The organism is Alicyclobacillus acidocaldarius subsp. acidocaldarius DSM 446, from assembly GCF_000024285.1.
Taxonomy (GTDB): domain Bacteria; phylum Bacillota; class Bacilli; order Alicyclobacillales; family Alicyclobacillaceae; genus Alicyclobacillus; species Alicyclobacillus acidocaldarius.
Genome location: NC_013205.1, coordinates 1408671 through 1433065 on the forward strand (window position 1 = coordinate 1408671; position 24395 = coordinate 1433065).

At 60.5% G+C, this 24395-nt stretch carries 19 protein-coding genes, 3 rRNA genes, 1 pseudogene and 1 riboswitch; of the genes and pseudogenes, 20 read left to right on the plus strand and 3 right to left on the minus strand.

Annotated elements, in window-relative coordinates; translation table 11 throughout:
• Window positions 1–159 precede the first annotated feature (159 nt).
• From AACI_RS06725 to AACI_RS06745, 5 genes are all read left to right on the plus strand, one after another.
• Window positions 160–1697, plus strand: a 16S ribosomal RNA gene (locus tag AACI_RS06725).
• A 110-nt stretch (window positions 1698–1807) separates the two neighbouring features.
• Window positions 1808–4755, plus strand: a 23S ribosomal RNA gene (locus AACI_RS06730).
• Between the two features lie 188 nt (window positions 4756–4943).
• Window positions 4944–5060, plus strand: a 5S ribosomal RNA gene (gene rrf, locus AACI_RS06735).
• The 16S, 23S and 5S rRNA genes sit together here, the layout of an rRNA operon.
• 62 nt (window positions 5061–5122) lie before the next feature.
• Window positions 5123–7030 carry an aminodeoxychorismate synthase component I gene (gene pabB / locus AACI_RS06740; RefSeq protein WP_012810713.1) on the plus strand — a complete coding sequence of 636 codons (1908 nt, stop codon included), beginning with the start codon at window positions 5123–5125 and terminating at the stop codon, window positions 7028–7030.
• Window positions 7027–7938, plus strand: coding sequence for an RluA family pseudouridine synthase (locus tag AACI_RS06745; protein WP_012810714.1), 912 nt, complete (start codon window positions 7027–7029; stop codon window positions 7936–7938). The genes pabB and AACI_RS06745 overlap by 4 nt, the downstream gene beginning before the upstream one ends.
• A gap of 16 nt (window positions 7939–7954) precedes the next feature.
• Here AACI_RS06745 and AACI_RS06750 read toward each other — a convergent pair whose 3' ends face one another.
• Complete coding sequence (locus AACI_RS06750; RefSeq protein ID WP_012810715.1) at window positions 7955–8359, minus strand: acyl-CoA thioesterase; 405 nt, start codon at window positions 8357–8359, stop codon at window positions 7955–7957.
• Window positions 8360–8455: 96 nt separating this feature from the next.
• Between AACI_RS06750 and AACI_RS06755 the strand changes: the two genes are divergently transcribed.
• The 11 genes from AACI_RS06755 to AACI_RS16930 all read left to right on the plus strand — a co-directional run bounded on the left by AACI_RS06755 (window position 8456) and on the right by AACI_RS16930 (window position 18170).
• Window positions 8456–9502: a M23 family metallopeptidase gene (locus AACI_RS06755; protein ID WP_012810716.1), complete on the plus strand. Its 1047-nt coding sequence runs from the start codon at window positions 8456–8458 to the stop codon at window positions 9500–9502.
• A gap of 150 nt (window positions 9503–9652) precedes the next feature.
• The gene (locus AACI_RS06760; RefSeq protein WP_012810717.1) at window positions 9653–10147 is read left to right on the plus strand and encodes an acyl-CoA thioesterase; all 495 of its coding nucleotides are present in this window, start codon (window positions 9653–9655) and stop codon (window positions 10145–10147) included.
• A 43-nt stretch (window positions 10148–10190) separates the two neighbouring features.
• On the plus strand, window positions 10191–11468 hold the full coding sequence (locus AACI_RS06765) for an O-antigen ligase family protein (RefSeq protein WP_012810718.1): 1278 nt from the start codon (window positions 10191–10193) through the stop codon (window positions 11466–11468).
• Window positions 11461–13119, plus strand: coding sequence for a hypothetical protein (locus tag AACI_RS06770; protein ID WP_012810719.1), 1659 nt, complete (start codon window positions 11461–11463; stop codon window positions 13117–13119). The genes AACI_RS06765 and AACI_RS06770 overlap by 8 nt, the downstream gene beginning before the upstream one ends.
• Window positions 13116–13901: a hypothetical protein gene (locus tag AACI_RS06775; RefSeq protein ID WP_012810720.1), complete on the plus strand. Its 786-nt coding sequence runs from the start codon at window positions 13116–13118 to the stop codon at window positions 13899–13901. The genes AACI_RS06770 and AACI_RS06775 overlap by 4 nt, the downstream gene beginning before the upstream one ends.
• A gap of 34 nt (window positions 13902–13935) precedes the next feature.
• Window positions 13936–14069: riboswitch (cyclic di-AMP (ydaO/yuaA leader) on the plus strand.
• A gap of 375 nt (window positions 14070–14444) precedes the next feature.
• Window positions 14445–14789 carry a 50S ribosomal protein L19 gene (gene rplS / locus AACI_RS06780; RefSeq protein WP_008336457.1) on the plus strand — a complete coding sequence of 115 codons (345 nt, stop codon included), beginning with the start codon at window positions 14445–14447 and terminating at the stop codon, window positions 14787–14789.
• Window positions 14790–14840: 51 nt separating this feature from the next.
• Window positions 14841–15737, plus strand: a complete 897-nt coding sequence (gene ylqF, locus AACI_RS06785) for a ribosome biogenesis GTPase YlqF (RefSeq protein WP_049763306.1) — start codon at window positions 14841–14843, stop codon at window positions 15735–15737.
• An 84-nt stretch (window positions 15738–15821) separates the two neighbouring features.
• The gene (locus tag AACI_RS06790; RefSeq protein ID WP_012810723.1) at window positions 15822–16472 is read left to right on the plus strand and encodes a ribonuclease HII; all 651 of its coding nucleotides are present in this window, start codon (window positions 15822–15824) and stop codon (window positions 16470–16472) included.
• Entirely contained in the window at window positions 16462–17556 is a 1095-nt protein-coding gene (locus AACI_RS06795; protein WP_012810724.1) for a hypothetical protein, read from the plus strand. Before AACI_RS06790 ends, AACI_RS06795 begins: the two co-directional genes overlap by 11 nt.
• Entirely contained in the window at window positions 17543–17800 is a 258-nt protein-coding gene (locus AACI_RS06800; protein WP_012810725.1) for an EscU/YscU/HrcU family type III secretion system export apparatus switch protein, read from the plus strand. Before AACI_RS06795 ends, AACI_RS06800 begins: the two co-directional genes overlap by 14 nt.
• Before the next feature lie 13 nt (window positions 17801–17813).
• Window positions 17814–18170, plus strand: a complete 357-nt coding sequence (locus AACI_RS16930) for a YraN family protein (RefSeq protein WP_245530742.1) — start codon at window positions 17814–17816, stop codon at window positions 18168–18170.
• A gap of 273 nt (window positions 18171–18443) precedes the next feature.
• On the opposite strand, the pseudogene AACI_RS16935 reads toward AACI_RS16930, so the two are convergent.
• Window positions 18444–18890 (minus strand): annotated as a pseudogene (locus AACI_RS16935) (polysaccharide deacetylase family protein); the annotation flags it as partial.
• A 23-nt stretch (window positions 18891–18913) separates the two neighbouring features.
• On the minus strand, window positions 18914–20374 hold the full coding sequence (locus AACI_RS06810) for an ATP-binding protein (protein WP_012810728.1): 1461 nt from the start codon (window positions 20372–20374) through the stop codon (window positions 18914–18916).
• A 128-nt stretch (window positions 20375–20502) separates the two neighbouring features.
• Here AACI_RS06810 and AACI_RS06815 point away from each other — a divergent pair, with 128 nt between their 5' ends.
• The 4 genes from AACI_RS06815 to dprA all read left to right on the plus strand — a co-directional run bounded on the left by AACI_RS06815 (window position 20503) and on the right by dprA (window position 24370).
• Window positions 20503–20883, plus strand: coding sequence for a hypothetical protein (locus AACI_RS06815; RefSeq protein ID WP_012810729.1), 381 nt, complete (start codon window positions 20503–20505; stop codon window positions 20881–20883).
• Window positions 20884–21070: 187 nt separating this feature from the next.
• Complete coding sequence (gene sucC, locus AACI_RS06820) at window positions 21071–22225, plus strand: ADP-forming succinate--CoA ligase subunit beta (RefSeq protein ID WP_008336470.1); 1155 nt, start codon at window positions 21071–21073, stop codon at window positions 22223–22225.
• Window positions 22226–22240: 15 nt separating this feature from the next.
• Window positions 22241–23140: a succinate--CoA ligase subunit alpha gene (sucD, locus tag AACI_RS06825; RefSeq protein ID WP_012810730.1), complete on the plus strand. Its 900-nt coding sequence runs from the start codon at window positions 22241–22243 to the stop codon at window positions 23138–23140.
• Window positions 23141–23269: 129 nt separating this feature from the next.
• Window positions 23270–24370, plus strand: a complete 1101-nt coding sequence (dprA, locus tag AACI_RS06830) for a DNA-processing protein DprA (RefSeq protein ID WP_012810731.1) — start codon at window positions 23270–23272, stop codon at window positions 24368–24370.
• Window positions 24371–24395 lie beyond the last annotated feature (25 nt).

Consider the following 24395-nt stretch of genomic DNA (forward strand, 5'->3'; position numbering starts at 1 on the left):
CCCCTTGACACAGAGGGGGAAGCGGTGATAGTATCATTCTCGCCGCCCGCGAGGCGGCACGAAATCCGCGCGGTGGCGCGGGATTCGCTCCTTGAAAACTAAACACACGAGACCACCAAGCCCGTGAGTCTTTGTGACCACAGGTCAGGATAAAGCACTTGGATTGAGAGTTTGATCCTGGCTCAGGACGAACGCTGGCGGCGTGCCTAATACATGCAAGTCGAGCGGACCTCTTCGGAGGTCAGCGGCGGACGGGTGAGGAACACGTGGGTAATCTGCCTTTCAGACCGGAATAACGCCCGGAAACGGGCGCTAATGCCGGATACGCCCGCGAGGAGGCATCTTCTTGCGGGGAAAGGCCCAAATGGGCCGCTGAGAGAGGAGCCTGCGGCGCATTAGCTGGTTGGCGGGGTAACGGCCCACCAAGGCGACGATGCGTAGCCGACCTGAGAGGGTGACCGGCCACACTGGGACTGAGACACGGCCCAGACTCCTACGGGAGGCAGCAGTAGGGAATCTTCCGCAATGGGCGCAAGCCTGACGGAGCAACGCCGCGTGAGCGAAGAAGGCCTTCGGGTTGTAAAGCTCTGTTGCTCGGGGAGAGCGGCATGGGGAGTGGAAAGCCCCATGCGAGACGGTACCGAGTGAGGAAGCCCCGGCTAACTACGTGCCAGCAGCCGCGGTAAAACGTAGGGGGCGAGCGTTGTCCGGAATCACTGGGCGTAAAGGGTGCGTAGGCGGTCGAGCAAGTCTGGAGTGAAAGTCCATGGCTCAACCATGGGATGGCTCTGGAAACTGCTTGACTTGAGTGCTGGAGAGGCAAGGGGAATTCCACGTGTAGCGGTGAAATGCGTAGAGATGTGGAGGAATACCTGTGGCGAAGGCGCCTTGCTGGACAGTGACTGACGCTGAGGCACGAAAGCGTGGGGAGCAAACAGGATTAGATACCCTGGTAGTCCACGCCGTAAACGATGAGTGCTAGGTGTTGGGGGGACACACCCCAGTGCCGAAGGAAACCCAATAAGCACTCCGCCTGGGGAGTACGGTCGCAAGACTGAAACTCAAAGGAATTGACGGGGGCCCGCACAAGCAGTGGAGCATGTGGTTTAATTCGAAGCAACGCGAAGAACCTTACCAGGGCTTGACATCCCTCTGACCGGTGCAGAGATGCACCTTCCCTTCGGGGCAGAGGAGACAGGTGGTGCATGGTTGTCGTCAGCTCGTGTCGTGAGATGTTGGGTTCAGTCCCGCAACGAGCGCAACCCTTGACCTGTGTTACCAGCGCGTTGAGGCGGGGACTCACAGGTGACTGCCGGCGTAAGTCGGAGGAAGGCGGGGATGACGTCAAATCATCATGCCCCTGATGTCCTGGGCTACACACGTGCTACAATGGGCGGTACAAAGGGAGGCGAAGCCGCGAGGCGGAGCGAAACCCAAAAAGCCGCTCGTAGTTCGGATTGCAGGCTGCAACTCGCCTGCATGAAGCCGGAATTGCTAGTAATCGCGGATCAGCATGCCGCGGTGAATACGTTCCCGGGCCTTGTACACACCGCCCGTCACACCACGAGAGTCGGCAACACCCGAAGTCGGTGAGGTAACCCCGAAAGGGGAGCCAGCCGCCGAAGGTGGGGTCGATGATTGGGGTGAAGTCGTAACAAGGTAGCCGTACCGGAAGGTGCGGCTGGATCACCTCCTTTCTAGGGAGAAGGTTTGAGGGCTTGCGGGTATGGATGGTGGCGTGTGTTTAGTTTTGAGGGAGCGAAAGCTCTCTCGAAGGACCTTGGCAAGTGCATAGGGAGTCAGGATAGGTGAAGCTGGGAAGGGCACACGGTGGATGCCTAGGCGCCAAGAGCCGAAGAAGGACGGGGCGAACGCCGATATGCCACGGGGAGCCGTAAGCGGGCTTGGATCCGTGGATGTCCGAATGGGGGAACCCGCTGGCGGGAAGCGCCAGCAGCTTGAGGCCGAAAGGTCTCGAGCGGGGAACCGGGGGAAGTGAAACATCTCAGTACCCCGAGGAAGAGAAAGCAAACGCGATTCCGTGAGTAGTGGCGAGCGAAAGCGGAGGAGCCTAAACCGCATGCGTGGGAAAGGCTGCAGCCGTTGCGCATGCGGGGTTGTGGGGCTGTTTGCGGCGAGCTGCAGGGTAGCCAGCCCGAGTGGGTGCGTAGGAGAACGGTCTGGGAAGGCCGGCCAGAGACGGTGAGAGCCCGGTATCCGAAACGCGCGCACGAGGGTGGAAACAGACCCCGAGTACTGCGGGACACGAGGAATCCCGTAGGAATCTGGGAGGACCACCTCCTAAGGCTAAATACTCCTTGGCGACCGATAGTGAACGAGTACCGTGAGGGAAAGGTGAAAAGCACCGCGGGAGCGGAGTGAAAGAGAACCTGAAACCGTGTGCCTACAAGCAGTCGGAGCACCGATGGGTGTGACGGCGTGCCTTTTGTAGAATGAACCGGCGAGTGATGCGGGCGAGCGAGGTGAAGGCGGAGGAGCCAGAGCCGAAGCGAAAGCGAGTCTGAAGAGGGCGCGAGTTCGTCCGCATCGACCCGAAACCGGGTGATCTACCCCTGGTCAGGGTGAAGTGCGGGTAACACCGCATGGAGGCCCGAACCCACTGGCGTTGAAAAGCCAGGGGATGAACTGGGGGTAGGGGTGAAATGCCAATCGAACCCGGTGATAGCTGGTTCTCCCCGAAATAGCTTGAGGGCTAGCGTCAGGGGATGAGTTGTGGAGGTAGAGCGCTGATGGGGTGCGGGGCCCGCGAGGGCTACCAAGCTTCGTCAAACTGCGAATGCCACAATGTCGAGGAACCTGGCAGTGAGACTGCGAGCGATAAGGTCCGTAGTCGAGAGGGAAACAGCCCAGACCCGCAGCTAAGGTCCCGAAGTTCCGGTTGAGTGGGGAACGATGTGGCGCTGCGAAGACAACCAGGATGTTGGCTTAGAAGCAGCCATCATTGAAAGAGTGCGTAATAGCTCACTGGTCGAGTGGCGCTGCGCGGAAAATGGAACGGGGCTAAACCGGACACCGAAGCTCGGGATGGCGACATGGTAGGGGAGCGTTCCATGTGCGGGGAAGCTGAGCCGGGAGGCTTGGTGGAGCGCATGGAAGTGAGAATGCCGGTATGAGTAGCGAAAAGAGGGGTGAGAATCCCCTCCGCCGAAAGCCCAAGGTTTCCTGGGGAAGGCTCGTCCGCCCAGGGTCAGTCGGGACCTAAGGCGAGGCCGAAAGGCGTAGCCGAAGGAGAACAGGTTGACATTCCTGTACCACCGTAGGCGTTTGAGCGAAGGGGTGACGCAGGAGGACGAGGGAAGCGGCCGGATGGAAGGGGCCGTCCAAGCAGCGAGCGTGGGGTGTAGTGAAATGCGCACCCCGAGAAGCGTGAGCTGTGATGGGGAGGGAAGGAAAGTACCGAAGTCCCGACGTTCACACTGCCGAGAAAAGCCTCTAGCGAGCCGAGGGTGCCCGTACCGGAAACCGACACAGGTGGGCGCGTGGAGAACACGAAGGCGCGCGGGAGAACTCTCGTTAAGGAACTCGGCAAAATGGCCCCGTAACTTCGGGAGAAGGGGCGCTCTTCCTGAAGGAAGAGCCGCAGTGAAAAGGCCCAAGCGACTGTTTAGCAAAAACACAGGTCTCTGCGAAGCCGAAAGGCGACGTATAGGGGCTGACGCCTGCCCGGTGCTGGAAGGTTAAGAGGAGGGCTTAGGGGGGAGACCCCCGAAGGTCCGAATCGAAGCCCCAGTAAACGGCGGCCGTAACTATAACGGTCCTAAGGTAGCGAAATTCCTTGTCGGGTAAGTTCCGACCCGCACGAAAGGCGTAACGACTTGGGCGCTGTCTCAACGAGAGACCCGGTGAAATTGTAGTACCTGTGAAGATGCAGGTTACCCGCGGTTAGACGGAAAGACCCCGTGGAGCTTGACTGTAGCCTGATATGGGACAACGGTGTTCCATGTACAGGATAGGTGGGAGACGGAGAAGCTTGGGCGCCAGCCTGAGTGGAGTCGGCGTTGGGATACCACCCTTGGGACACGGTTGTTCTAACCGGCCTTGTGAGGACGCGAGGCGGGACAGTGTCAGGCGGACAGTTTGACTGGGGCGGTCGCCTCCTAAAGGGTAACGGAGGCGCCCAAAGGTTCCCTCAGCGCGGATGGAAATCGCGCGAAGCGTGCAAAGGCAAAAGGGAGCTTGACTGCGAGACGGACAGGTCGAGCAGGGACGAAAGTCGGGCTTAGTGACCCGGTGGTTCCGAGTGGAAGGGCCATCGCTCAACGGATAAAAGCTACCCCGGGGATAACAGGCTGATCTCCCCCAAGAGTTCACATCGACGGGGAGGTTTGGCACCTCGATGTCGGCTCATCGCATCCTGGGGCTGAAGTCGGTCCCAAGGGTTGGGCTGTTCGCCCATTAAAGCGGTACGCGAGCTGGGTTCAGAACGTCGTGAGACAGTTCGGTCCCTATCTGCCGCGGGCGTAGGATACGTGAGAGGGGTTGTCCCTAGTACGAGAGGACCGGGATGAACCGACCGCTGGTGTACCAGTTGTCCCGCCAGGGGCACCGCTGGGTAGCCAAGTCGGGAAGGGATAAGCGCTGAAAGCATCTAAGCGCGAAGCCCGCCTCAAGATGACGTATCCCATTCCGTGAAGGAAGTAAGACCCCTCGAAGACGACGAGGTGGATCGGTCTGGCGTGGAAGCGCAGTGATGCGTGGAGCGGACAGATACGAATCGGTCGAGGGCTTCACCTGCAAGACTCCCTATGCACGACGGCAAGGGCCGCAACCCAGAGGCGAAGCGACATGCGAGCGAGGCGTGGTTAGGTACCGACTCGTAACGCAGGCTTCGCGGAAGGGACTCAGAGGCGAAGTGAATCGCGAGCGAACACATCTGCAGCCCGAAGGGCGAAGCCGTGTGAGCTAGCGATGAACGAAGCCAGTCTGGTGACCCTAGCGGAGGGGCAACACCCGTACCCATCCCGAACACGGACGTGAAGACCTCCAGCGCCGAGAATACTGGGAGGGAAGCCTCCTGGGAAGGTAGGTCGTTGCCAGGCGAGAGACAAAGGTCAGGCATAGGAGCCTGGCCTTTTTTGATTGCAAATCGAGGTGTCTGCGGATGGGACATTCGTTGAGGCTCGTGTATGATTTTGCTTTGGCGGACGGGGAGAAACCGCGTCGACTCGTGTTTCAAAACCCGCGCCACGTTTGGTGCGCCACCGATGTGGACGACGTCGTCGTCGCGATGGATGCAGCCGTGGCGTGCGCCAAGCGCGGCGCATGGGTCTGCGGATTTGTGTCGTACGAAGCTGCGCCCGCCTTCGAACCACATTTGCGTGCCCATCGTCCGTTCGTAGATCTGCCGCTGGCGTGGTTCGCCGCTTTTGACCGACCCGAGCCATGCGGGGACCGCGAGGCGGAATCGGACGTCCATTGCACGCCGGCATCAACGTGTGAGATGGGCGCCGTCAACCCTGGCACATCACCGATGTGGTGGACCGGCTTCTCACAACCCTATCGCGAAGTGGTCGAGGACATTCGCCAATCCATCGCCCGCGGCGAGGTGTATCAGGTGAACGCCACCGGCCGCATTGCGTTTCGAGGGCGTGTGGCGTCCGAACGGCTGTACGAAGCCCTGCGCCGGTCGCAGATGGCGACTTACGCCGCCTGGCTTCACCTGGAGCCGTGGGACATTGTGTCTGTTTCGCCTGAGCTCTTCTATCGGCGTAACGGCAGGGCGATGGTGACTCGTCCCATGAAAGGTACGTCTCCCCGCGCTTTGCGTCAAGAAGACGATCTCGCTCATCGCGATCACCTGCTGCGCTCGGAGAAAGAGCGAGCCGAGAACCTCATGATCGTCGATCTCTTGCGCAACGACCTTGGGCAAATTGCAGTCCCTGGGACCGTGCATGTGGACCGGTTGTTTGACGTCGAGGACTATCCGACCGTGTGGCAGATGACGTCCACCATTTCCTGTGTGCTGCGAGGCGAGATCGACACGGTGAATATTTTCCGTGCCCTCTTTCCGTGCGGGTCCGTCACAGGCGCACCCAAGGCCGCGTCGATGCAGGCCATCGCGGAACTGGAGCGAATGCCGCGCGGGGTGTACTGCGGTGCAATTGGCCTTTGGACGCCCGACGATCGAGAGGTGTGGAGCGTCGCCATCCGAACGCTCGTCGGACGGCGCGATCGCGCCACGTGGGTGTACGGCACGGGAAGCGGCGTGACGTGGGACTCATCGCCAGAGCGCGAGCAAGCCGAAGTCTTTCTCAAAGCGGCTGTGCTGGAGCGGGCAGGCATCACTCCGTTCGTCGAGCTTCTGGAGACCATCCGGCTGGACGACCGGGTCTGGTTCCTCTACGAGGAACACCGCGCTCGGGTTCTTGCGTCGGCGCGCACATTCGGCATTCCGCTTGAGCCGCGCACGCTGGACGAGGCGATGTCCGCTTGTGCTGCACAACACCCGGAAGGCACCTGGCGTGTGAGGGTCTGCGTGTCGCTTGCGGGGAATGTGACCTGGGAAGCCTCCCAGTTCGACGGTTCCCATTTTGCGGCCACCATCCAAGAGGCCATTCGACAGGGTGAGCGCCGCACGATGGCGATCTTGCCAGAGCCGGTCGATCGCCGGTGGATTTGGTTGTATCATAAGACGACCGATCGCGCCTTTTATGATCGCGTTCGCAGCTACGCGCCGGAGGCGTTCGACGTGTTGTTGTACAACGAGGACGGGGAAGTGACGGAAGGCACGTTTGGGAATATCGCGTATGAGCTCGACGGCACCTGGTACACGCCGCCTGTGGAATGCGGACTGCTGCCCGGGACCCTGCGTTCCCGCCTGATCCGCCAGGGTGAGCTGCGCGAACGCGTCCTTCACCTCACGGAGATCGACCGCGTCACGCGCTGGTGTTGGTTCAACGGACTCCGCGGCGTGATCCCGGTGGTGCTGGCGGGATCGCACGGACACGCGCGTCGCAGCGATAGGACGGACCCATCGCGAAGATGGTATCGAGGGGAGAGGCAACCTTGATTGAAATCATCATTGGCCCATCGGACGACGGCAAGCCAGTTCATAAGTGGCTTCGACTGCTCCTGCCGGGCCTTCCTCTGTCGGGCGTGTACAAGAGCATTCGCACGGGGCGGGTGAAGGTCAATGGAAAGCGGGCGAAGCAGGACACGCGCCTGCACGAGGGCGACATCGTGCACCTGTACTTCAGCGATGAAGATTACGCATCGCTTCATGCGCATCCCGTTGCGAAATACCAAGGCGTTTCGCGCGCGATCGACATCTTGTACGAAGATGACGAGATCGTGGCGGTGAACAAACCAGTCGGTGTGCTCACGCATCCGGCGGACGGGGAATATAAGACGAGCCTCGCTGCGCAAGTGGAAGCCTACGTGTACGATCGCGGCGCGCGAGAGGGAGCTTTTCGCGCCGCGCCGGTTCATCGCCTCGATCGAAATACGAGCGGTGTCGTCGTATTCGCGAAGACGGCGCGTGCAGCCAAAGCCTGGGCTGACGCGTTCCACCGGGGCGAGGTGGAAAAGGAATACCTCGCAATCGTCGAAGGCGAATGGTCCGGCCGCGGCCGCGTGGCGGTGGACGTTCGTCGAGAAGGCAACGTGACCCGTGTTGTGGACGACAGCGGCAAACCAAGCGAAACGGCGTACGAAGTTGTCGCGTCGAGCCGCGGGACGTCACTGGTTCGGCTGCACCTGTTGACGGGTAGGACGCATCAGATTCGCGTGCACATGGCGCACCTTGGCCATCCGCTCTTGGCGGATCGAAAGTATGGCGCTCGTCCCATCCGGGGAGAGAGCTTCTACCTGCACGCGCATCGCGTAAGATGGAACCAGGTCCATGTGACGGCGCCACTGCCCGACCGTATGACGGAAAAACTGCGCACACTCGGTTACAAGGTTGCCGATCTCGTTTAGACCTCGTTGTTCCTGTTCAAGTCCCGGGTGCGGCGAGCACGCGCAGCCGCTCAGGCACGAGGACCGGCTTTCCCGTGTCTGGAGACACCGTGACAATCACAAACAAAGCCTCGCTCACGAGGGCGCCGAATGGACCCGTGATGCGCTGCCGCATCCGCAGGCTCGTGCGCCCCACCCGCTCGAGCCATGTCGTGATGGTCAGGCGGTCGTTCTGGTGCGCTGCCTGATGGTAGTCGACCTCGGCGCGCGCCACCACGGTGACGGCGCCGAGGCTCTTGAGCGTGTGGTAATCCAGCCCCTGCTGTTCAAACCAATCTTCTCGTCCCCACTCGTAGTACTCCAGATACTTGGCGTTATTCACATGCCCGTTGACGTCGATCTCGGTGCAGCGGACCACGACTTCCATTTGTGTGACATTCATGTCAAGATGCCTCTTTCTCCTTCGTCATCCCCGGCATACAATCGGCGCGCATGGGGACGGTAAGACATAGAAGTTTCGATCGAAGGGGTGGTGTGATTGCGCCGAACTCATTCTATCACGCGCCTTCCCCGGTTCACATGTCTGCTGAAGGCCAGCGCCTGTCTCTGGATCGCCGTGCTCCTCGCGTTTCCCGTTCAGGCAAACGCATCCGAGAATCGAAACGCCCATCCGCAGGCTCAGTTGCTTCCCGTCTACAAGAAATACGGAGACCTGTACGACGTCGATTGGGCCGTGCTCGCGGCCATCGATCGGTATGCCGAGCTGACCAAATCCAAGGACGCCCGCGAACGTGCTCCTTACTACGGTTACGCGATGGACGATCCGGCTTGGAGCGGTCCGGCGAATCCCAACCCAGAGGACGTGTTTGCACCAACAATTTCTCTGTTTGGTGGCCTCGGTCAGGATGCCAACGGAGATCGGCTTGCACTCCCGTTTGACCCTGAGGACCGCATCAAGTCGCTGGCGCGATTCATCGATGAGGAAGCGGGAGAAGACGAGGACCAGGCCGTGTGGACGCTATTCCAAGATCCTGTGGCTGTGGAACGGGTGAGCGCGTTCGCGCGAATCTTCCACGCCTTCGGAATCGATCCTCAGGGCCACGCGTTTCCCATCGACAAAAGGTACAACTACACCATCAAGCACACGTTTGGAGCGGGCCGCAGCTATGGCGGACGGCGAATCCACGAAGGTGTGGATATCTTTGCGAGTTACGGGACGCCGGTCCTCGCGTGCGCCTACGGTTATGTGGAACTCATGGGCTGGAACCGATATGGCGGCTGGAGAATCGGGATTCGGGATGCGAACAACACGTACTATTACTACGCACACCTTTCCGCCTACGCGAAGTCGCTTCGCACCGGCGACTTGGTTCGTCCCGGTCAGATCATTGGCTACGTAGGTTCGACGGGATACGGACCTCCGGGTACTGCGGGGAAATTTCCGCCGCATCTCCACTTTGGCATGTACAAGGACACGGGCAGACGCGAATGGGCCTTTAATCCCTCGGCGTATCTGTTGCAGTGGCAGCGCCAACCGCAAGTGGTCCTTCGGGGCCCCGTCGCGAATCCTTCATCGACTTCATGAAAATCAGGTCGAGACCTGTCCTGCGATGTCGACGATGTGATATTGTATAGGACGGAGTGAATCCGGCAGACCAAGGAAACGGGTACCCAGGGGCGGTCCGTACCCGTTTTCTTTTGTGTATCCAATGGTATACAGCAAGGGGGGCGAACCTTGGAACCCAGACCTGCGCGTTTGTCTCGGACCTACATGACCGACTTGGTGCTCCCGCCGGATACCAATCAGTTTGGGACGATCTTCGGTGGCAAGGTGATGGCCTACATCGACAAAATCGCGGCCATCAGCGCCATGCGGCACGCGCGCCAGCGAGTGGTCACCGCGTCCAGCGACAGCTTGGATTTCTTAGCACCCATCCGCGTCGGACAAGCGATTCACCTCGAGGCCTTCGTGACGTACGCGCACAAGACCTCGATGGAAGTCTTCGTGAAGGTCTTGGCGGAGAACTTGCTCACGGGAGAAACGGTCCTTACGGCGAGATCGTACCTGACGTTTGTCGCCATCGATGAAGAGGGGCGCCCGGTTGAAGTGCCGCCCGTTCTTCCCGAAACGGAGGAGGAAAAGGCGCATTACGAATCGGCTCCGCGGCGCAGGGAACAGCGGCTCGCGCGCCGTCAGGCGGCATCGCAAGGGGAACTCCCAATGCCCTGACGACGAGGGCTGCGATCACGTAGGTGAGGTAGGAGTGGGCCACATGCAAAATCGTTTTCTTGGAACAGCGGATACGGTGTACCGCGCAGATCCCGCGCAGTCACGGCTCGTGGGCAGGCGCTTAGCCAAGGGATGTGTGACGCTGTTGGTCGCCTTTCCGATGGTCGACTACACGCTTCGACAATTCGTGCATCCGCTTGGATCGATTTGGGACAAGGTCGTGCTCGCCATCCTCGCGCTCGTCGCGCTGAATCGCGTGATGCGCGGGCATCGTCCCCAAGTCTTTGCCTGGTCCAAATATGCCGGGTGGTATATCACGTACCTGATCGCCCTGCTGTTCATGGGACTCGGCAGCCCAGGCACGTCGTTCGACGGATTCAGGGCCGACATGTACGACATGCTGTTTGGCCTTGTGCTTCCGTTCGTCGTCGAACCCGAAGACGCGCCGTACTTTCTGTACGTCGCGACCGCGCTGGCCATGCTCATCGGCCTGGACGGCGTGCTTCAATATGTGCTCGCGGTGCCCATCCCGCCCGGTTGGGTGGATGTCGGGGAACATGTGCGCACGAGGGTGTTCTCTGTCCTCAAATCGCCGAACGAGCTAGGCGCCTACATGGAGATGATGGCACCCCTCATCATCGGCATGGGCTTTGCAGAAAAGGATCGGGTTCGAAAAATGATCTTCCTCGCAGGAGGCTTCTTCTGCCTGGTCGCGCTTCTCCTTACATACACGCGGGGCGCCTGGCTGGGGCTTGGCGTCGGTGTGGTCCTGGTGGCCCTCGCGTTTGAACGCCGTTTGCTTGCCGTGGTGGTCGTGTTGGGGGTCATTGGCTTCTTCCTACCCCCCATTCATCACCGCGTCATGGACCTGTTTTCCCAGGTCTATTACATCAAGTCGTCCCAGGGCGGGAGATTGGTCCGATGGCAGCAGGCGTTCGACCAGCTCGCTGGAAGTCCGTTGTTCGGAGCCGGACTCGGGCGTTACGGCGGCGCGGTGGCTTCGGACAAGGGACTGTCCATCTACTCGGACAATTACTACGCCAAGGTGTTGGGGGAGTCGGGTCTCGTCGGACTCGTGCTCTTCTTTGCTCTGCATGTGCGCATTGTGGTGGAAGTGGTGCAGAAGGTGGTGCGCCGCGCCGTCGGCGCCCATCGCCCCATTGCCTTGGGCGGACTGATCGGCGTGATCGCGCTCTTGGTGCACAATGTGGTGGAAAACGTGTTTGAGTATCCGGCCAACTGCCTGAATTACTTCCTCATGGTCGGGTTGCTGCTCTTGTGGAGCCGCACCTTCGATGGTCAGGAGGAGAACCATGGCTAAGTCGTGGAAGACCGTCGGTTTGTGGATCTGGTACGTGTTTTGGGCGTTGTTCGCAAACGCCGTCTATGTGTGGATTCTGCGCCCCTTGGTCGACGATCTCGCGCTCTACGGCGTGCTGGCCGCCATCGCGATCATCTTGCTGTGGATGACGTCGCTCAAGCGGCCCATTCGCAGGCGATGGTTGATCTACACGCTGTTCGTGCTCATGGCGGCCGAAGGGTACAGCACGCTCGCGTTTGCGAGCAAGCTCAAGCAGGCGCTGGTCGCCATCGCGATGCTCATCTTGTTGTGGCTCCTGGCCATCCTCGTCGGTCGCGTCAGACCTGCCGCGTCGCTCCTGGGAGGATTGAGCGTCGTGATCGCGCAGGTGTTTCTTCCGCTCAATGATTGGGCGTTTCTCACGCACTTCAGAGTCTTGCAGGATGCTCAAGTCAACCTGCGGGTTCAGAACTCACCCGAGGCGCCCTTCGCCGTCATCCCGGTCACAGGTGGACAGGCCATCATCACCATCGACAGCCACATTCCGACGCGGCAGGAGTTGGAGCAACGCGCGATCTCGGCCACGGATTCGCCGGATGCGCTCTACAACGTGCTGCAGACGGCCCAAGGGGAGTACGAGATTGTCGAGTTGAAATCGGTCGGAGGCCGCTTGAAGAAGGTGATCCCAACACCGCAGGATTTGGCTCGCGTCAATCCGCTCGATCTCGTCCGCGCGTTTTTTCCGTATGAACTCGCGAATTGGTATGTCGACAACGGCCGCGTGTATGAGTACCTGACCCCGTTTTTGACAGACCAGCAGGCGGTGGAGACCGCCCTCGCCCCTGCGGCCTACCCTGCGAGCTTTCAGGCCATCGCGAACCAGGCGAGCGCGAAGGAGATTGCGAACTGGGACGACTGTCTCGCGGAGCTCGGGGTGAAGCCGGATCGAGCGGGGGTGTACATTTCCAACGACCGTCTGATGGGCCTTGGCGCAGGCCGAGGATCGGCCGTCACCATGCAGGCGGAGAGCGTCGTCGGTGAGGGGCATTTTACGAGCACCAGGGACGATCAGATTCTGCTCGTCGGAGATAACTCGTTACACGTGTACGACGTGAATCTCGGGAAGGTCGTGGCGAGCTACCAAGGTTCCGCCGACAATCCTGTGCCGAACGACATTCGCATTGGACCTCTGGTCCCAGGCGGGCGGGATGCCGTGTTTGTGAACGCGAGCCCGGCGTACATTCTGACCGTGAGCCCGCAGGGCACTTGGAAACGCGTCTACACAGCCCCAAGTCAGTCGTTCAGGTTTGAGACCGTGCTGACGGGGGTCAGGCCGTATCCCGAAATTTTGACCAACGATCCCTCCTACGTCCGCAACTCGCCGGTTCGCTACTTTTCGGCGTATCGCTTTGTGCCAAATGCCGACGGCACCGGTCAATTGGTGCGGATCTGGCGGGTGTTTCGGACGAACGTGGTCAACGTGACTCCGTTGCACTTGGCAGGTGTGCCGAACGAGGTGCTGGCTCTGGACATTTACGGAACCGGCGACTACCTGATCATCTCTCCGTCGAACGTTCCGGTCTTGCCCGCAGCTTGTGCCGTACTGGCAGCGATCATTGTGGGCGGATGGCTGTACCGTCCTCGTCGAGAGGGAGAGGAGGGATCGCGATGAAGTCGGTCCGGCAGACAGTGCTTGCGCTTGCGATATGCGCGGGGCTCCTCTCCACGGGGTGCACGCCTGGCGTTCAGTCTGTATCCATCGCGTCCGGCACGGCGACGCAGGTGGTGAGCCATCACGCGCCGTGGTCTCCGCTGTTGAAGGCTCTTGACAAGAGCGAGACCGCCGCCATGTACAAGATGCAGACGGCGGTCAACATCCAAAATGGGAATCTGCACACGAGTTTCACGGTATATGGGACCCTTCAGCAACCGAACATGGCGAGCATTCAGGTGCACGAAAACAATTTCAACATCGCCTTCTATCAACAGGGTCAGGTTGCTTATCAGCAGGATGGGACGATCTGGTCTCCTGCGCAACCTGTTTCGAATCTCAACGCATACGCGGGCTACCGTGACGTCGTGGAGTACGCGATGGCGCACCATCTGCCACTCGAGAAGATGAACCGGACCTACGTGGTGGACGAGTATTGCGACGTCTACCGCGTGGTCGTCCCCAATGGCATTGTTTCGCTTCCCGCGTTCTTAGGTGGCGCGCCCGGTGCTTCGGCGACGGAGTTGTCGAGTCATGCGAGCGAGGTCGCGTATGTGTTTTACGTGGGTGAAACGTCTGGATATATTCGTCAGATCCAAACGCAGTCCGTCGGTGTCGTGGATTCGGTCGGATCACTCATCATGCAGACAACCACCATCTTCCAAGACATCGACAACGCGCAATTGGCGAAAGTCCAGATCCCCGTTTCGCTGGTTCAACAGCTGGAACAGGGTGTCCAATGATTGCGTGAGCTTTCACGACATGGTATACTGGCGTCATGACCCATCGCTGAGTTCCGTATTGGAAGCGGAGGACCCAAGGTTTTTGGGGTGAATCGCAGCGCTTGGCTGCGTAGGGGCTCCTACACCCGAACCCGTCAGCTAACTCCGTAAGCGTTGTAGGAAGGTCAGGCGTTCCAAGTCGGAACTTAGCTGAGAGGCAATCTTTCAGTCAAGGAGCTGATCGAAATGGTCATGAAGCCGGAGTTGACGCAGTATGCGCGCGACTTGGAAATCCAGCACGCGCTAAAGCGCATGGAGCGCGGAGCAGAGCGTGGGACATCCAAGGGCACGCGCAAACTGAAAAGGCGAGTTGGGGTTTGAGAACGCTTCGTCGGGCGCCTCAGGGCGCCCGATTTTCATGGGTGCGGGACAATCGCGACGCGTTGATGCCGCTCATGAAAAAAGCCTGGCGTTCGTCGATTTCGTGAGCTATAATGGTGCGGGTAATCACAGTGGTCCTCTGTCCATCGAGACACGAACACTGGCTGGGAAGGGAGGTCTACCATGAACTTGCTACGTTCAGTGGTGGAAGACCAACTCCGCAAGGACATTCCGGATTTCCGCCCAGGAGATACGGTGCGGGTTCACGTCAAAGTCCGTGAAGGCGGGCGTGAGCGCATTCAGGTCTTCGAAGGCGTGGTGATTCGGCGCCGCGGGAGCGGCATCAGCGAAACCTACACGGTCCGCAAGGTTTCCTACGGAGTCGGAGTCGAACGGACGTTTCCGCTGCATTCACCAAAGGTGGACAAGATTGAAGTGGTCCGCCGAGGCAAGGTGCGTCGAGCCAAGCTGCATTATCTTCGCGGGCTGTCCGGCAAGGCGGCGCGGATCGCAGAAGTTCGACGGTAAGACGCCAGAAAGCGCAGGAAGAGACCTGCGCTTTTTTCGTGCTTCAGAGAAATGGAAGGTGATAGAAGATTGCCTATTCAGTGGTTTCCAGGGCACATGGCGAAAGCCAAGCGGCTGATGGCAGAGGAACTCCGCGGCATTGACGTCGTTGTGGAGTTGGCCGACGCGCGGCTGCCCGTGTCTAGCCGAAGCCCCGTTCTCGACGAACTCGCGCGAAACAAGCCTAGGCTCATGGTCCTGACGCGGGTGGATCTCGCGGATCCCCATTGCACCGAACAGTGGGTCGAACGGTTTCAACGTGAAGGCGTGATCGCCATTCCCGTCAACGCCAGAACAGGACAAGGCCTGCGCGAATTCAGGCGTGCACTCGATGAATTTGTGGAGGCCAAGATGAATCGGGCCCGCGCGCGCGGGATCGAGAGGGCGGTCACGCGCGGGATGATCTGTGGAATTCCGAACGTGGGGAAGTCTACGTTCGTCAATCAGCTTGCGGGACGTGCCGTAGCCAAGACGGGGGATCGGCCGGGTGTGACGCGTTCCTTGCAGTGGATTCGCGTCGGGCGCACCGAGTTGCTCGACACGCCGGGGGTTCTCGCGCCAAAGCTCGCGAATGACGAGCAGGGGCTGAAACTAGCGGCGAGTGGAGCCGTCAAGGAAGAAATCTTTGAGGCTTACGAAGTGTGCGCCTATGTGCTCGCCTATCTGAGCGGGCGGTATCCAGACGCATTGGCCAAGCGGTACGGTCTCCGCGTGGAGACGCCCATCGAGTGGACGAACCTCCAGGACGTTTGGCCAGCCGTCCAGCCGTGGTTTGAACACATTGGCCGGGCGCGCGGAGCACTTGTCGCTGGGGGAGCCGTCGACGAGGAACGCGTCGCGAAGATGGTGATCCGCGACTTCCAGGAAGGTCGGCTTGGGCCCGTGTCGCTCGAGTGGCCTGAAGATTGACCTCGTTTGTGAGCGCATCGATTCTTCTATCCGCGATGGCGGGCCGATTCGAGACGATGTAGACTAACGCCAAGGAGGCGTGAGATGGACGGGTGGATGAGGCGTTATCGACTGGATCTGGCGCTTAGCGGTGGTTGTCGAACGGCCGGCGTCGACGAGGTCGGTCGGGGGTGCATTGCCGGTCCAGTTGTCGCGGCGAGTGTCGTTCTTCCGTTGGAACGGGAGACGTATGAGGAATTGAAAGATGTCATGGATTCCAAGCAACTGAAGCCGGACGTGCGGGAGCGCCTGGCGGATCGCATTCGAGCGAAGGCTCTCGCCGTCGGCATCGGGATGGCGAGCCCTGAAGAAATCGACCGGTTGAACATCCTGCAGGCGACCCAGCTTGCCATGAAGCGGTCACTCGATGCCCTGGACATTCCCGTCGATCTGGCGCTGGTGGACGGGAACCGCGGGTTTCGGCATCGCGTCCCCGTGTTGCCGGTGGTGGACGGAGACGCGCGATCGTTGCTCGTCGCTGCGGCGTCCGTGATCGCCAAGGTTTTCCGCGATCGGCTCATGGCGAAGCTGGATGAGGGTTTTCCGGGATACGGTTTTTCAGAGCACGTGGGGTACGGCACGCGCGCTCATTTGGAAGCGCTGCGGCGCCTTGGGCCCTCGGTGGTACATCGACTTTCGTTCGCCCCCGTGCGCGCGTGCGTGGGCGAGAAGGAGCAGATGAGCTATGGATCCTAGCATCCATCGCATTCCTCCGGCCGACATCGAACCCGCTGCGCGCGGTGTCGATCGCGCCCCTCCAGCTGGCGCGGACCGTACGGATCGCAGTGCACGTCGCCCGGCGGGTGCAGAGCCCCCTTCACAAGCGACGGGCGAACAGGCGTCGGAATTCCCGCTTGACGCCTCGGACCTCGTGCCGTACGAGATCCTGCGCGATGACGTCCTATGGGCGAGCGAGCGAGGATGGAGGACTGCGTTGTTGAACACGCTGCTTCAGGTCAGCGCGCAGGGGATGTCGGAGGAGTTCACGTCACCTCGCACCGATGGATCATCGCCCGAAGCCACGCCGACCGTGGCGTCAAACGAAGAAAGCTCGTGGCGCGAAGAGCGCGATCCGGCCGCGGCGCAGACGGCTTTCAACGTCGCCGAGCCCGTCTTCACGATGCCCACAGATGGCGCAATGTCACAGGAGGCCGCATTTCCTGTGCAGCAGCCACCGCACGATGTGGAAGTCCGGAATGCGGGGATCCTCGCCGCGTCCGTGAGGCATCTGTGGTCAGTCATGCGAGAGCTCGCTCAGTCGACCGACGGCCATTCGACCCTTCGATTGCGTGAGAATCCCTCGTCTCCGCTGGTCTCATTCGGTTCGATGGGGCGCGAATGGATCCATCAAGGTCTCGGGCCTGCAGAGCAGAAGCGCCTCATGCAGTGGGTGATGCTGGACCGCCTTCTCGCGTCGGTCGCTCCCCATCCCTTTGATCGGCGCGGCGCGGGTTTGTTCGTGATTCAAGAACCCGCGCGCCGCGACCATCCCGTGGCCGTTCGCTGGCGCGCTGAACGGCGGACGCGCATGGGGCCCCGGGGAAAGCTGGTGCACCGGCTGCGCCTCGACCTCGAGTTGGACGGCCATCCTTTGATTTGCGTACTCACGGCGCAGAGGCCAGCCCTGCACGTCCACATCACCTGTTCGCAGGATGCGCCGTTTGTCGCATACCTGCGGGCTGCACGACAGGCTGTCGCTCCTTCGCTTCAGGCTTGTGGCTGGGAGCTCACGTCCTGGACCGTCGATCACGAAGGAGATGGTCCCGATGCAACGCGCTGAACGAGCAGTGGCGCTCCGATACGACGCCCAAAAGGATCTGGCACCTCGTGTGGTCGCGAAGGGCGCGGAAGAGGTTGCAAAAGCTATCGTGCGTACGGCCGAGGGACACCGCGTCCCCGTGGTGGAGCAGACGGAACTGGTTGATGCACTGTTCGCACTGGAAGTCGATCAAGTCATTCCGCCCGAGTTGTATCAGGCGGTCGCCGAAATCTTGGCCTACATTTATCGTTTCCGCAGAGCGTGAACTCCACATGCGGGTGAATCGGCGCGAACTTGGAACCCTTGGGGAGTCGTTTGTGGGCCAGTACCTCGAGCGTTGCCTGGGCTGGCGCGTGATCGAGAAAAATTGGAGAACTCGCTTCGGCGAGTTGGACCTCATTGCGGAAAACGAAGACGAGCTCGTGGCTGTCGAGGTCAAGACCCGCACGTCACCCATCGACGGCGATCCAATATACGCGCTGCGCCCAGCGCAAATTCCAAAATTAGTCGCGGCTCTGACGGCCTATGCAGCGCGTGCCGACCGATGGTCGGTGTTTGCGCTGGACGTCGTGGGTATCACGTGGAAGGATGGCGTCGTCGTCGGTTTTCGGCACGAACGCCTCTATCCGCAGTGAATCGCGGATGGGGAGCGTCTTGAATGTGTATCCATCGCGGCGAAAGTCGCGAATGATGCGTGGCATCGCCTCGATGGTATATCGGCTCGAGCTGATCCCGTCGTGAAACAAGATGATGGAGCCGGGCTGCGCGTGGCGTTCGACTTGGCTGACAATCGCATTCGCCGATTTGGCCTTCCAGTCCATCGAGTCGACGGTCCACAGCGCAATGGGGTGGCCGAGTTTGTGCACACAGTCGATCTCGCTTGCGTCGATGGAGCCATACGGGGGCCTGTAGTACAGGGGCTTCGTTCCGCAGGCCTTCACCACGGCCGTGTCGGTCTTCCGGATATCGAGGATGAACTCTTCCAGCGCGTGCTTTTTGGGGTCAAGATGGGAAAAACCGTGGTTCCCAATCTCGTGGCCTTCCCGTTGAATTCGACGAACGATATCTGGGAACTGCTCGCACCGATATCCCACCACGAAAAACGTCGCGGAAATGTGTTGGTTGCGCAGGATGTCCAGGAGTTTGGGCGTATATCGTTGACTTGGGCCGTCATCGAAGGTCAGATAGACGACCTTCGCCTGCCCTGACGGGGTTGCGTGCACGATAGGCGTGCCATAGGTTACGAACGAGGATGCAGCGAGCAAACCGATCAGGGCTGACCCCATTCGGCGCGACACATGCCGTCCCTCCCTTCCGCATAAATCACCTCGGTGGATATAACTTGCGTCAAACATCGCTGCCTATGCCTGGGTTCCGTTTACGTGATCGCATTTCGCACGGGAGACAGAGATCCTGGACGACGCCAGACGATGGCCTCTTCCACGTGAGGAGCCAGGACTTCGTCTCGCCCTTCGAGTGCGGCGATGGTGGTCGCGAGCGCCGCGATTTTCTCCCGATCTCGCTCGGACGCGCGGAGCCGATCGCACGCGCGCCGCAAGACTCGATGCGCGTCGTCCGAGAGGGTGGATGTTCTGCCCGAGGAGCTCGCGAGAAGCGCTGTGGCTTCGCGGACCCTCTCGACCCAGGCGTCGAGCGACGCGCCGCCTTGCTCGCGACCTGTGTCGCGGTTCACGTGGTGCACGATATCGATGCGGTCAAGAATCGGGCCGGGACAGCGCGTCCAGTACCTTCGAACGTCCAGATCATGACACGAGCAGTCTCCATATCCGCGATATCCGCACGGGCAAGGGTTGGCGGTCGCGATAAGCTGAAACGAAGCCGGAAACAGGGTAGGCTTGCCGTTGACCGTACATTCGATGGCACCCCTGTCCATGGGTTCTCTCAGCGCATTCAACGAGGCGTGCGAGAACTCCAGCATCTCATCCAACAGGAGAACACCACGGTGTGCCAACGTGACTTCCCCTGGTGTTCCCCATCGGCCTCCTCCCAGCAATCCCCTCGCCGAGATGGCATGGTGAGGTCTTCGCACTGGCGGCCGCAGGGTGAATGCGTAGTCAGGATTCGCAATCTCCTGCCACGCTGCGACTTCAAGTGCTTCGTCCTCTGTGAGGTCGGGAAGTAGATGGGCAAAAGCGTCCGCCAGCGTCGTCTTTCCCACGCCTGGCGATCCGACCATGAGGAGCGTGTGCCGACCGGCCGCGCAGATGGCGAGCAATCTCAGTTCCACGGGATGTCCGTTGAGTGGGGGTACGAAGCGGGTGGTTTCGGGGAGCGTGACGTTGCGCGCGGGAGATCTTACAGCGTGGACCTGGGACTGTCGAAGTTGCGTCACGACATCGGCGAGGTCCGCAGCCCGCATCATGTGAAACATGTTGTCAAACGGCCATGGAAGACGTTGGTCGGTGCTCACGCAAAGGGAAGAGAGTCCTTCGTCGCGCATGCGCAGTCCGATGGCGCTGAGGCCCGATTGAGGCACGAGTCCGCCGTCGAGCGAGAGTTCGGCGACGAAGACCGTGGAATCGTGAGGTATGGACGGCGATGCCGATGCGCGGAGAATCGCGACGGCGATGGCGAGATCGAGCCAGGAGCCTTGCTTTTTCAGGCTGGCGGGCTGTAAATTGACGGTGATCCTGCCCTTTGGGAAAGGGAGCCCAGCGTGATGGAACGCGGAACGGATTCGGGCTTTTGCTTCACTGACAGAGGAGTCGGGAAGGCCCACGATAGTGAAGCGGGGAAAGCCTGGCCCCACATCGGCTTGGACTCGGACGATTTGAACGTCGGCTCCGTGGCGGATGGCGCCGAACGCATATCCCAACACGTGAATTCGCCTCGCTTTCGGAACTTTTCACAACCTACGTATAGCAATTTCTCGGTGCATGAGCCATAATGTAGGGAAGAATCTCGTTCGCATCGTCCAGGTATGGCGAGTTTCAGGAGGGAGCCGTCATGGAGAACCCGAGGAAACGGATCGCGAGAGGGGATGCGGAGGGGCGGCGCGGCCAAGTGATCGACCTTCGCGCGTATCAAAGGCGGCGCCATCGCCGGCTTCACCGAGGTCTGCGCGCTGCGGGGGACGATTACATCGTCCTACGAGGGGGCGCGATTTTGTTGGCGGTGGCGTCCCTGGTCTTGGCGGTTCTGGGGCTGACGCCGGTCACGTGGAAGGAACATGCGCTCGTCGCCAGCCTGTTCGCGGACACGCTCGCGCTGGCCATCGGCGTGATCCTCCACGTGTTGCGGGATCGAGCTGCGATGCGCCTGCTCGGTGCGCTCGTCGGGGTGTTTGCGTTTTCGTACCTGTGCAGTTTGCTCCACAGCGCGCTGTAGATACGATGTCAACAATTTGTCAAGGTTTCCTGTATGCGTTTTCATCGTCTCAACCGGTCAAGACGTTGTCAAACGTGCCGCGAAGTTCTATCCTGATAGATGGCACAAGGTCGGCAGACGCCATGGCAACGTTTGTCCGGTTTTTTTGTGCGCCGTATCCGTAGGGGGACAAAGGAGGACGGACATCGTGAACATCCACGAGTATCAAGCGAAGGCCATTCTGGCTGAATTCGGCGTCAAAGTCCCGCGCGGCAAAGTGGCTTTCACGGTTGAAGAGGCTGTGGAAGCGGCAAAAGAACTTGGTGGCAAGGCTGTAGTAAAGGCTCAAATTCATGCAGGCGGGCGCGGCAAGGCGGGTGGCGTCAAAGTCTCGAAGTCCCTGGAGGAGGTCGAGGCGAACGCCCGCGAGCTTCTCGGCAAGCGGCTCGTCACGCACCAAACGGGACCGCAGGGCCGAATTGTACGGCGACTGCTCATCGAAGAGCTCACGAATATCCAGAAGGAGTACTACATAGGCCTCGTTCTTGACCGATCCCAGGGACGCTTGGTGATGATGGCCTCCCAGGAGGGCGGCGTCGAGATCGAAGAGGTAGCTGCAAAACACCCGGAAAAGATTTTCCGTGAGACCATTGATCCACTGACGGGGCTCACGCCGTTCCAGGCGAACAACCTCGCGTACAAGCTTGAGCTGCCTCAGGATGCGGTGAAAAAGGCCGCTCAATTCATGATGGCGCTTTACAACGCGTACGTCGCGAAGGATTGCTCCATCGCGGAGATCAATCCGCTGGTACTGACAGCGGAAGGCGACATCATCGCCCTGGATGCGAAGCTCAACTTCGACGACAATGCTTTGTACCGGCATCCCGAGATCGTCAGCCTGCGCGACGAGGACGAAGAAGATCCGAAGGAAATCGAAGCCTCGAAATACGGTTTGAGTTACATCGCGCTGGACGGCAACATTGGATGCATGGTGAATGGTGCGGGCCTGGCCATGGCCACGATGGACACCATCAAGTATTACGGCGGAGAGCCTGCGAACTTCCTGGACGTCGGTGGAGGCGCCAGCGAAGAGAAAGTGACGGCGGCGTTCAAAATCATCCTGTCGGATCCTAAAGTGAAAGGTATCCTCGTCAACATCTTCGGCGGCATCATGAAGTGCGACGTGATCGCAAACGGCGTGGTCGCAGCGGCCAAGCAGGTCGGCCTGGACAAGCCGCTCGTGGTGCGCCTCGAGGGCACGAACGTCGAAGCCGGAAAGAAAATCTTGAACGAATCGGGTCTGAAGTTGGTGGCGGCTGATTCGCTCGCTGACGCTGCCCAAAAGATCGTGGCGCTGGTCTGAGGAGGGACACTCGCGATGAGCATTCTGGTGAACAAGGAAACGCGCGTCATTACCCAGGGCATCACGGGATCTGCCGGTCTGTTTCACACGCAGCAGGCGCTTGCCTACGGCACGAAGGTCGTGGGTGGCACCTCCCCAGGGAAGGGCGGCACAAAGGTCGAGGGATTGCCGGTCTTCAACACGGTTGAGGAGGCCGTGCGCGAGACGGGCGCAAATGCGTCGGTCATTTACGTTCCGCCTGCATTCGCCGCGGACGCCATCATGGAGGCCGTTGCGGCCGGAATCGAACTTGTCGTGTGCATCACGGAAGGTATTCCGATTCTTGATATGGTGAAGGTCAAGCGGTACATGGAGGGCAAGAAGACGCGGCTCATTGGCCCGAACTGTCCTGGCGTGATCACGCCGAACGAGTGCAAGATCGGCATCATGCCTGGATACATTCACACGCCTGGAAAAATCGGCGTCGTGTCTCGCTCGGGAACGCTGACCTACGAAGCCGTGTACCAGTTGACGCAGCTCGGGCTCGGCCAGTCGACGGCCGTCGGGATCGGCGGCGATCCGGTCAACGGGACAAACTTTGTCGACGTGCTGAAGATGTTCAACGACGACCCGGATACCGAAGCCGTGATCATGATCGGCGAGATCGGTGGATCGGCGGAAGAAGAAGCGGCAGAGTGGATTAAGGCCAACATGAAAAAGCCCGTCGTTGGCTTTATCGCGGGTGCCACAGCCCCTCCGGGAAGGCGGATGGGTCATGCGGGGGCGATTGTGTCCGGTGGTTCCGGCACGGCGCAGTCCAAGATCGAGAAGATGAAGGCGTGCGGCATCCGAGTGGCTCCCACCCCGTCTGAGATGGGCTCGACGTTGTATCAGGTGCTGGAAGAGCGCGGCTTGCTCGAGCGCTGCAAGTCGTGAGCGTGTTTCGCTTCTCGAAGCATAAAGAGTTCGCTTGCTTCGCCAAGCGAACTCTTTTTTTCGCTCACGTCATGGACGAATCGAGCAAACGCGGGTTACGATGCCCAAAACGGCGTGGAGGGATAGCTGTTGGGCGACGCGGAACTGGCCATCGTGTGGTCGCTGTGTCCGGGGCTCGCGCCTAGCACCTTGCGGCGCCTGGTGCGCGCATTCGGCGGCATTCGGCCGTTTCACGAGGCGCGGGTGGCAGACTGGACGGCGTATGGAGGCGTGGATGCGGCGCAGGCGAGTCGGATGGACGCTTGGCGCCGAGCTGAGCCGTCGGCGGATCGGCTCAAGTTACAGTTGGAACATCGCGGCATTTTCGTGCTCGCGCGCGGCGCGGAGGATTATCCAAGCCGTTTGTCGGACCTTCCGGATCCCCCGATGGTTGTGTTCGTGCAGGGGCGGAAGGATCTCCTCGCTCCTCAACGAGCCACGTTCGGAATCGTCGGGACGCGGCGGATGACCAGTTACGGCATGGAAGCGGCGCGTTGGATCGCAGGGGAGATTGCGCGACGGGACGCGGTGATCGTGTCGGGCCTCGCCATGGGCGTCGACGCGACTGCGCATGCCGCGACTCTCGAGATGGGGGGTGATACCGTCGCTGTGTTGGGATGTGGCATCGATCGATGCTATCCGCCTTCGAATCGGCGGCTCTACGATCAAATCGCGTCCACGGGGACGCTCGTCAGCGAGTACCCACCCGGCACGCCCGTCCGCAAACATCACTTTCCTGAGCGCAACCGGTTGATTGCGGCGTTGAGCGAGGCGGTGATCGTCGTGCAGGCGGGTGACAGAAGCGGTGCGCTGATCACGGCGCAATGCGCGCTCGATCTGGGGCGCGACGTGTATGCCGTTCCTGGCCCCATCACGTCGCGGGCCAGTCGGGGCGTCAACCGCCTGCTCTTCGATGGTGCCATCCCGCTCGTCGACCCAAACGACCTATTTCCTGAGCCGGCGGACGTCGAGATCGCAGGTTCATGGAAAATCCCCGCTCACCTCGAGCCGTGCTATCGGGCGCTCGCGCGGCATCAGCCCATCCGCGCAGGAGAGCTCGCCGCCGTCGCCGATCTCGACCTCGGGTATGTGTTCGGCGCGCTGCTGGAGATGGAACTCGCATGCATGGTCACACGGCACCCGGATGGAACGTATCACATTCGGCCGAACGCAGCGGAATGTTCTCGCTAAACCAATGAATGGAATACTCCTTGTG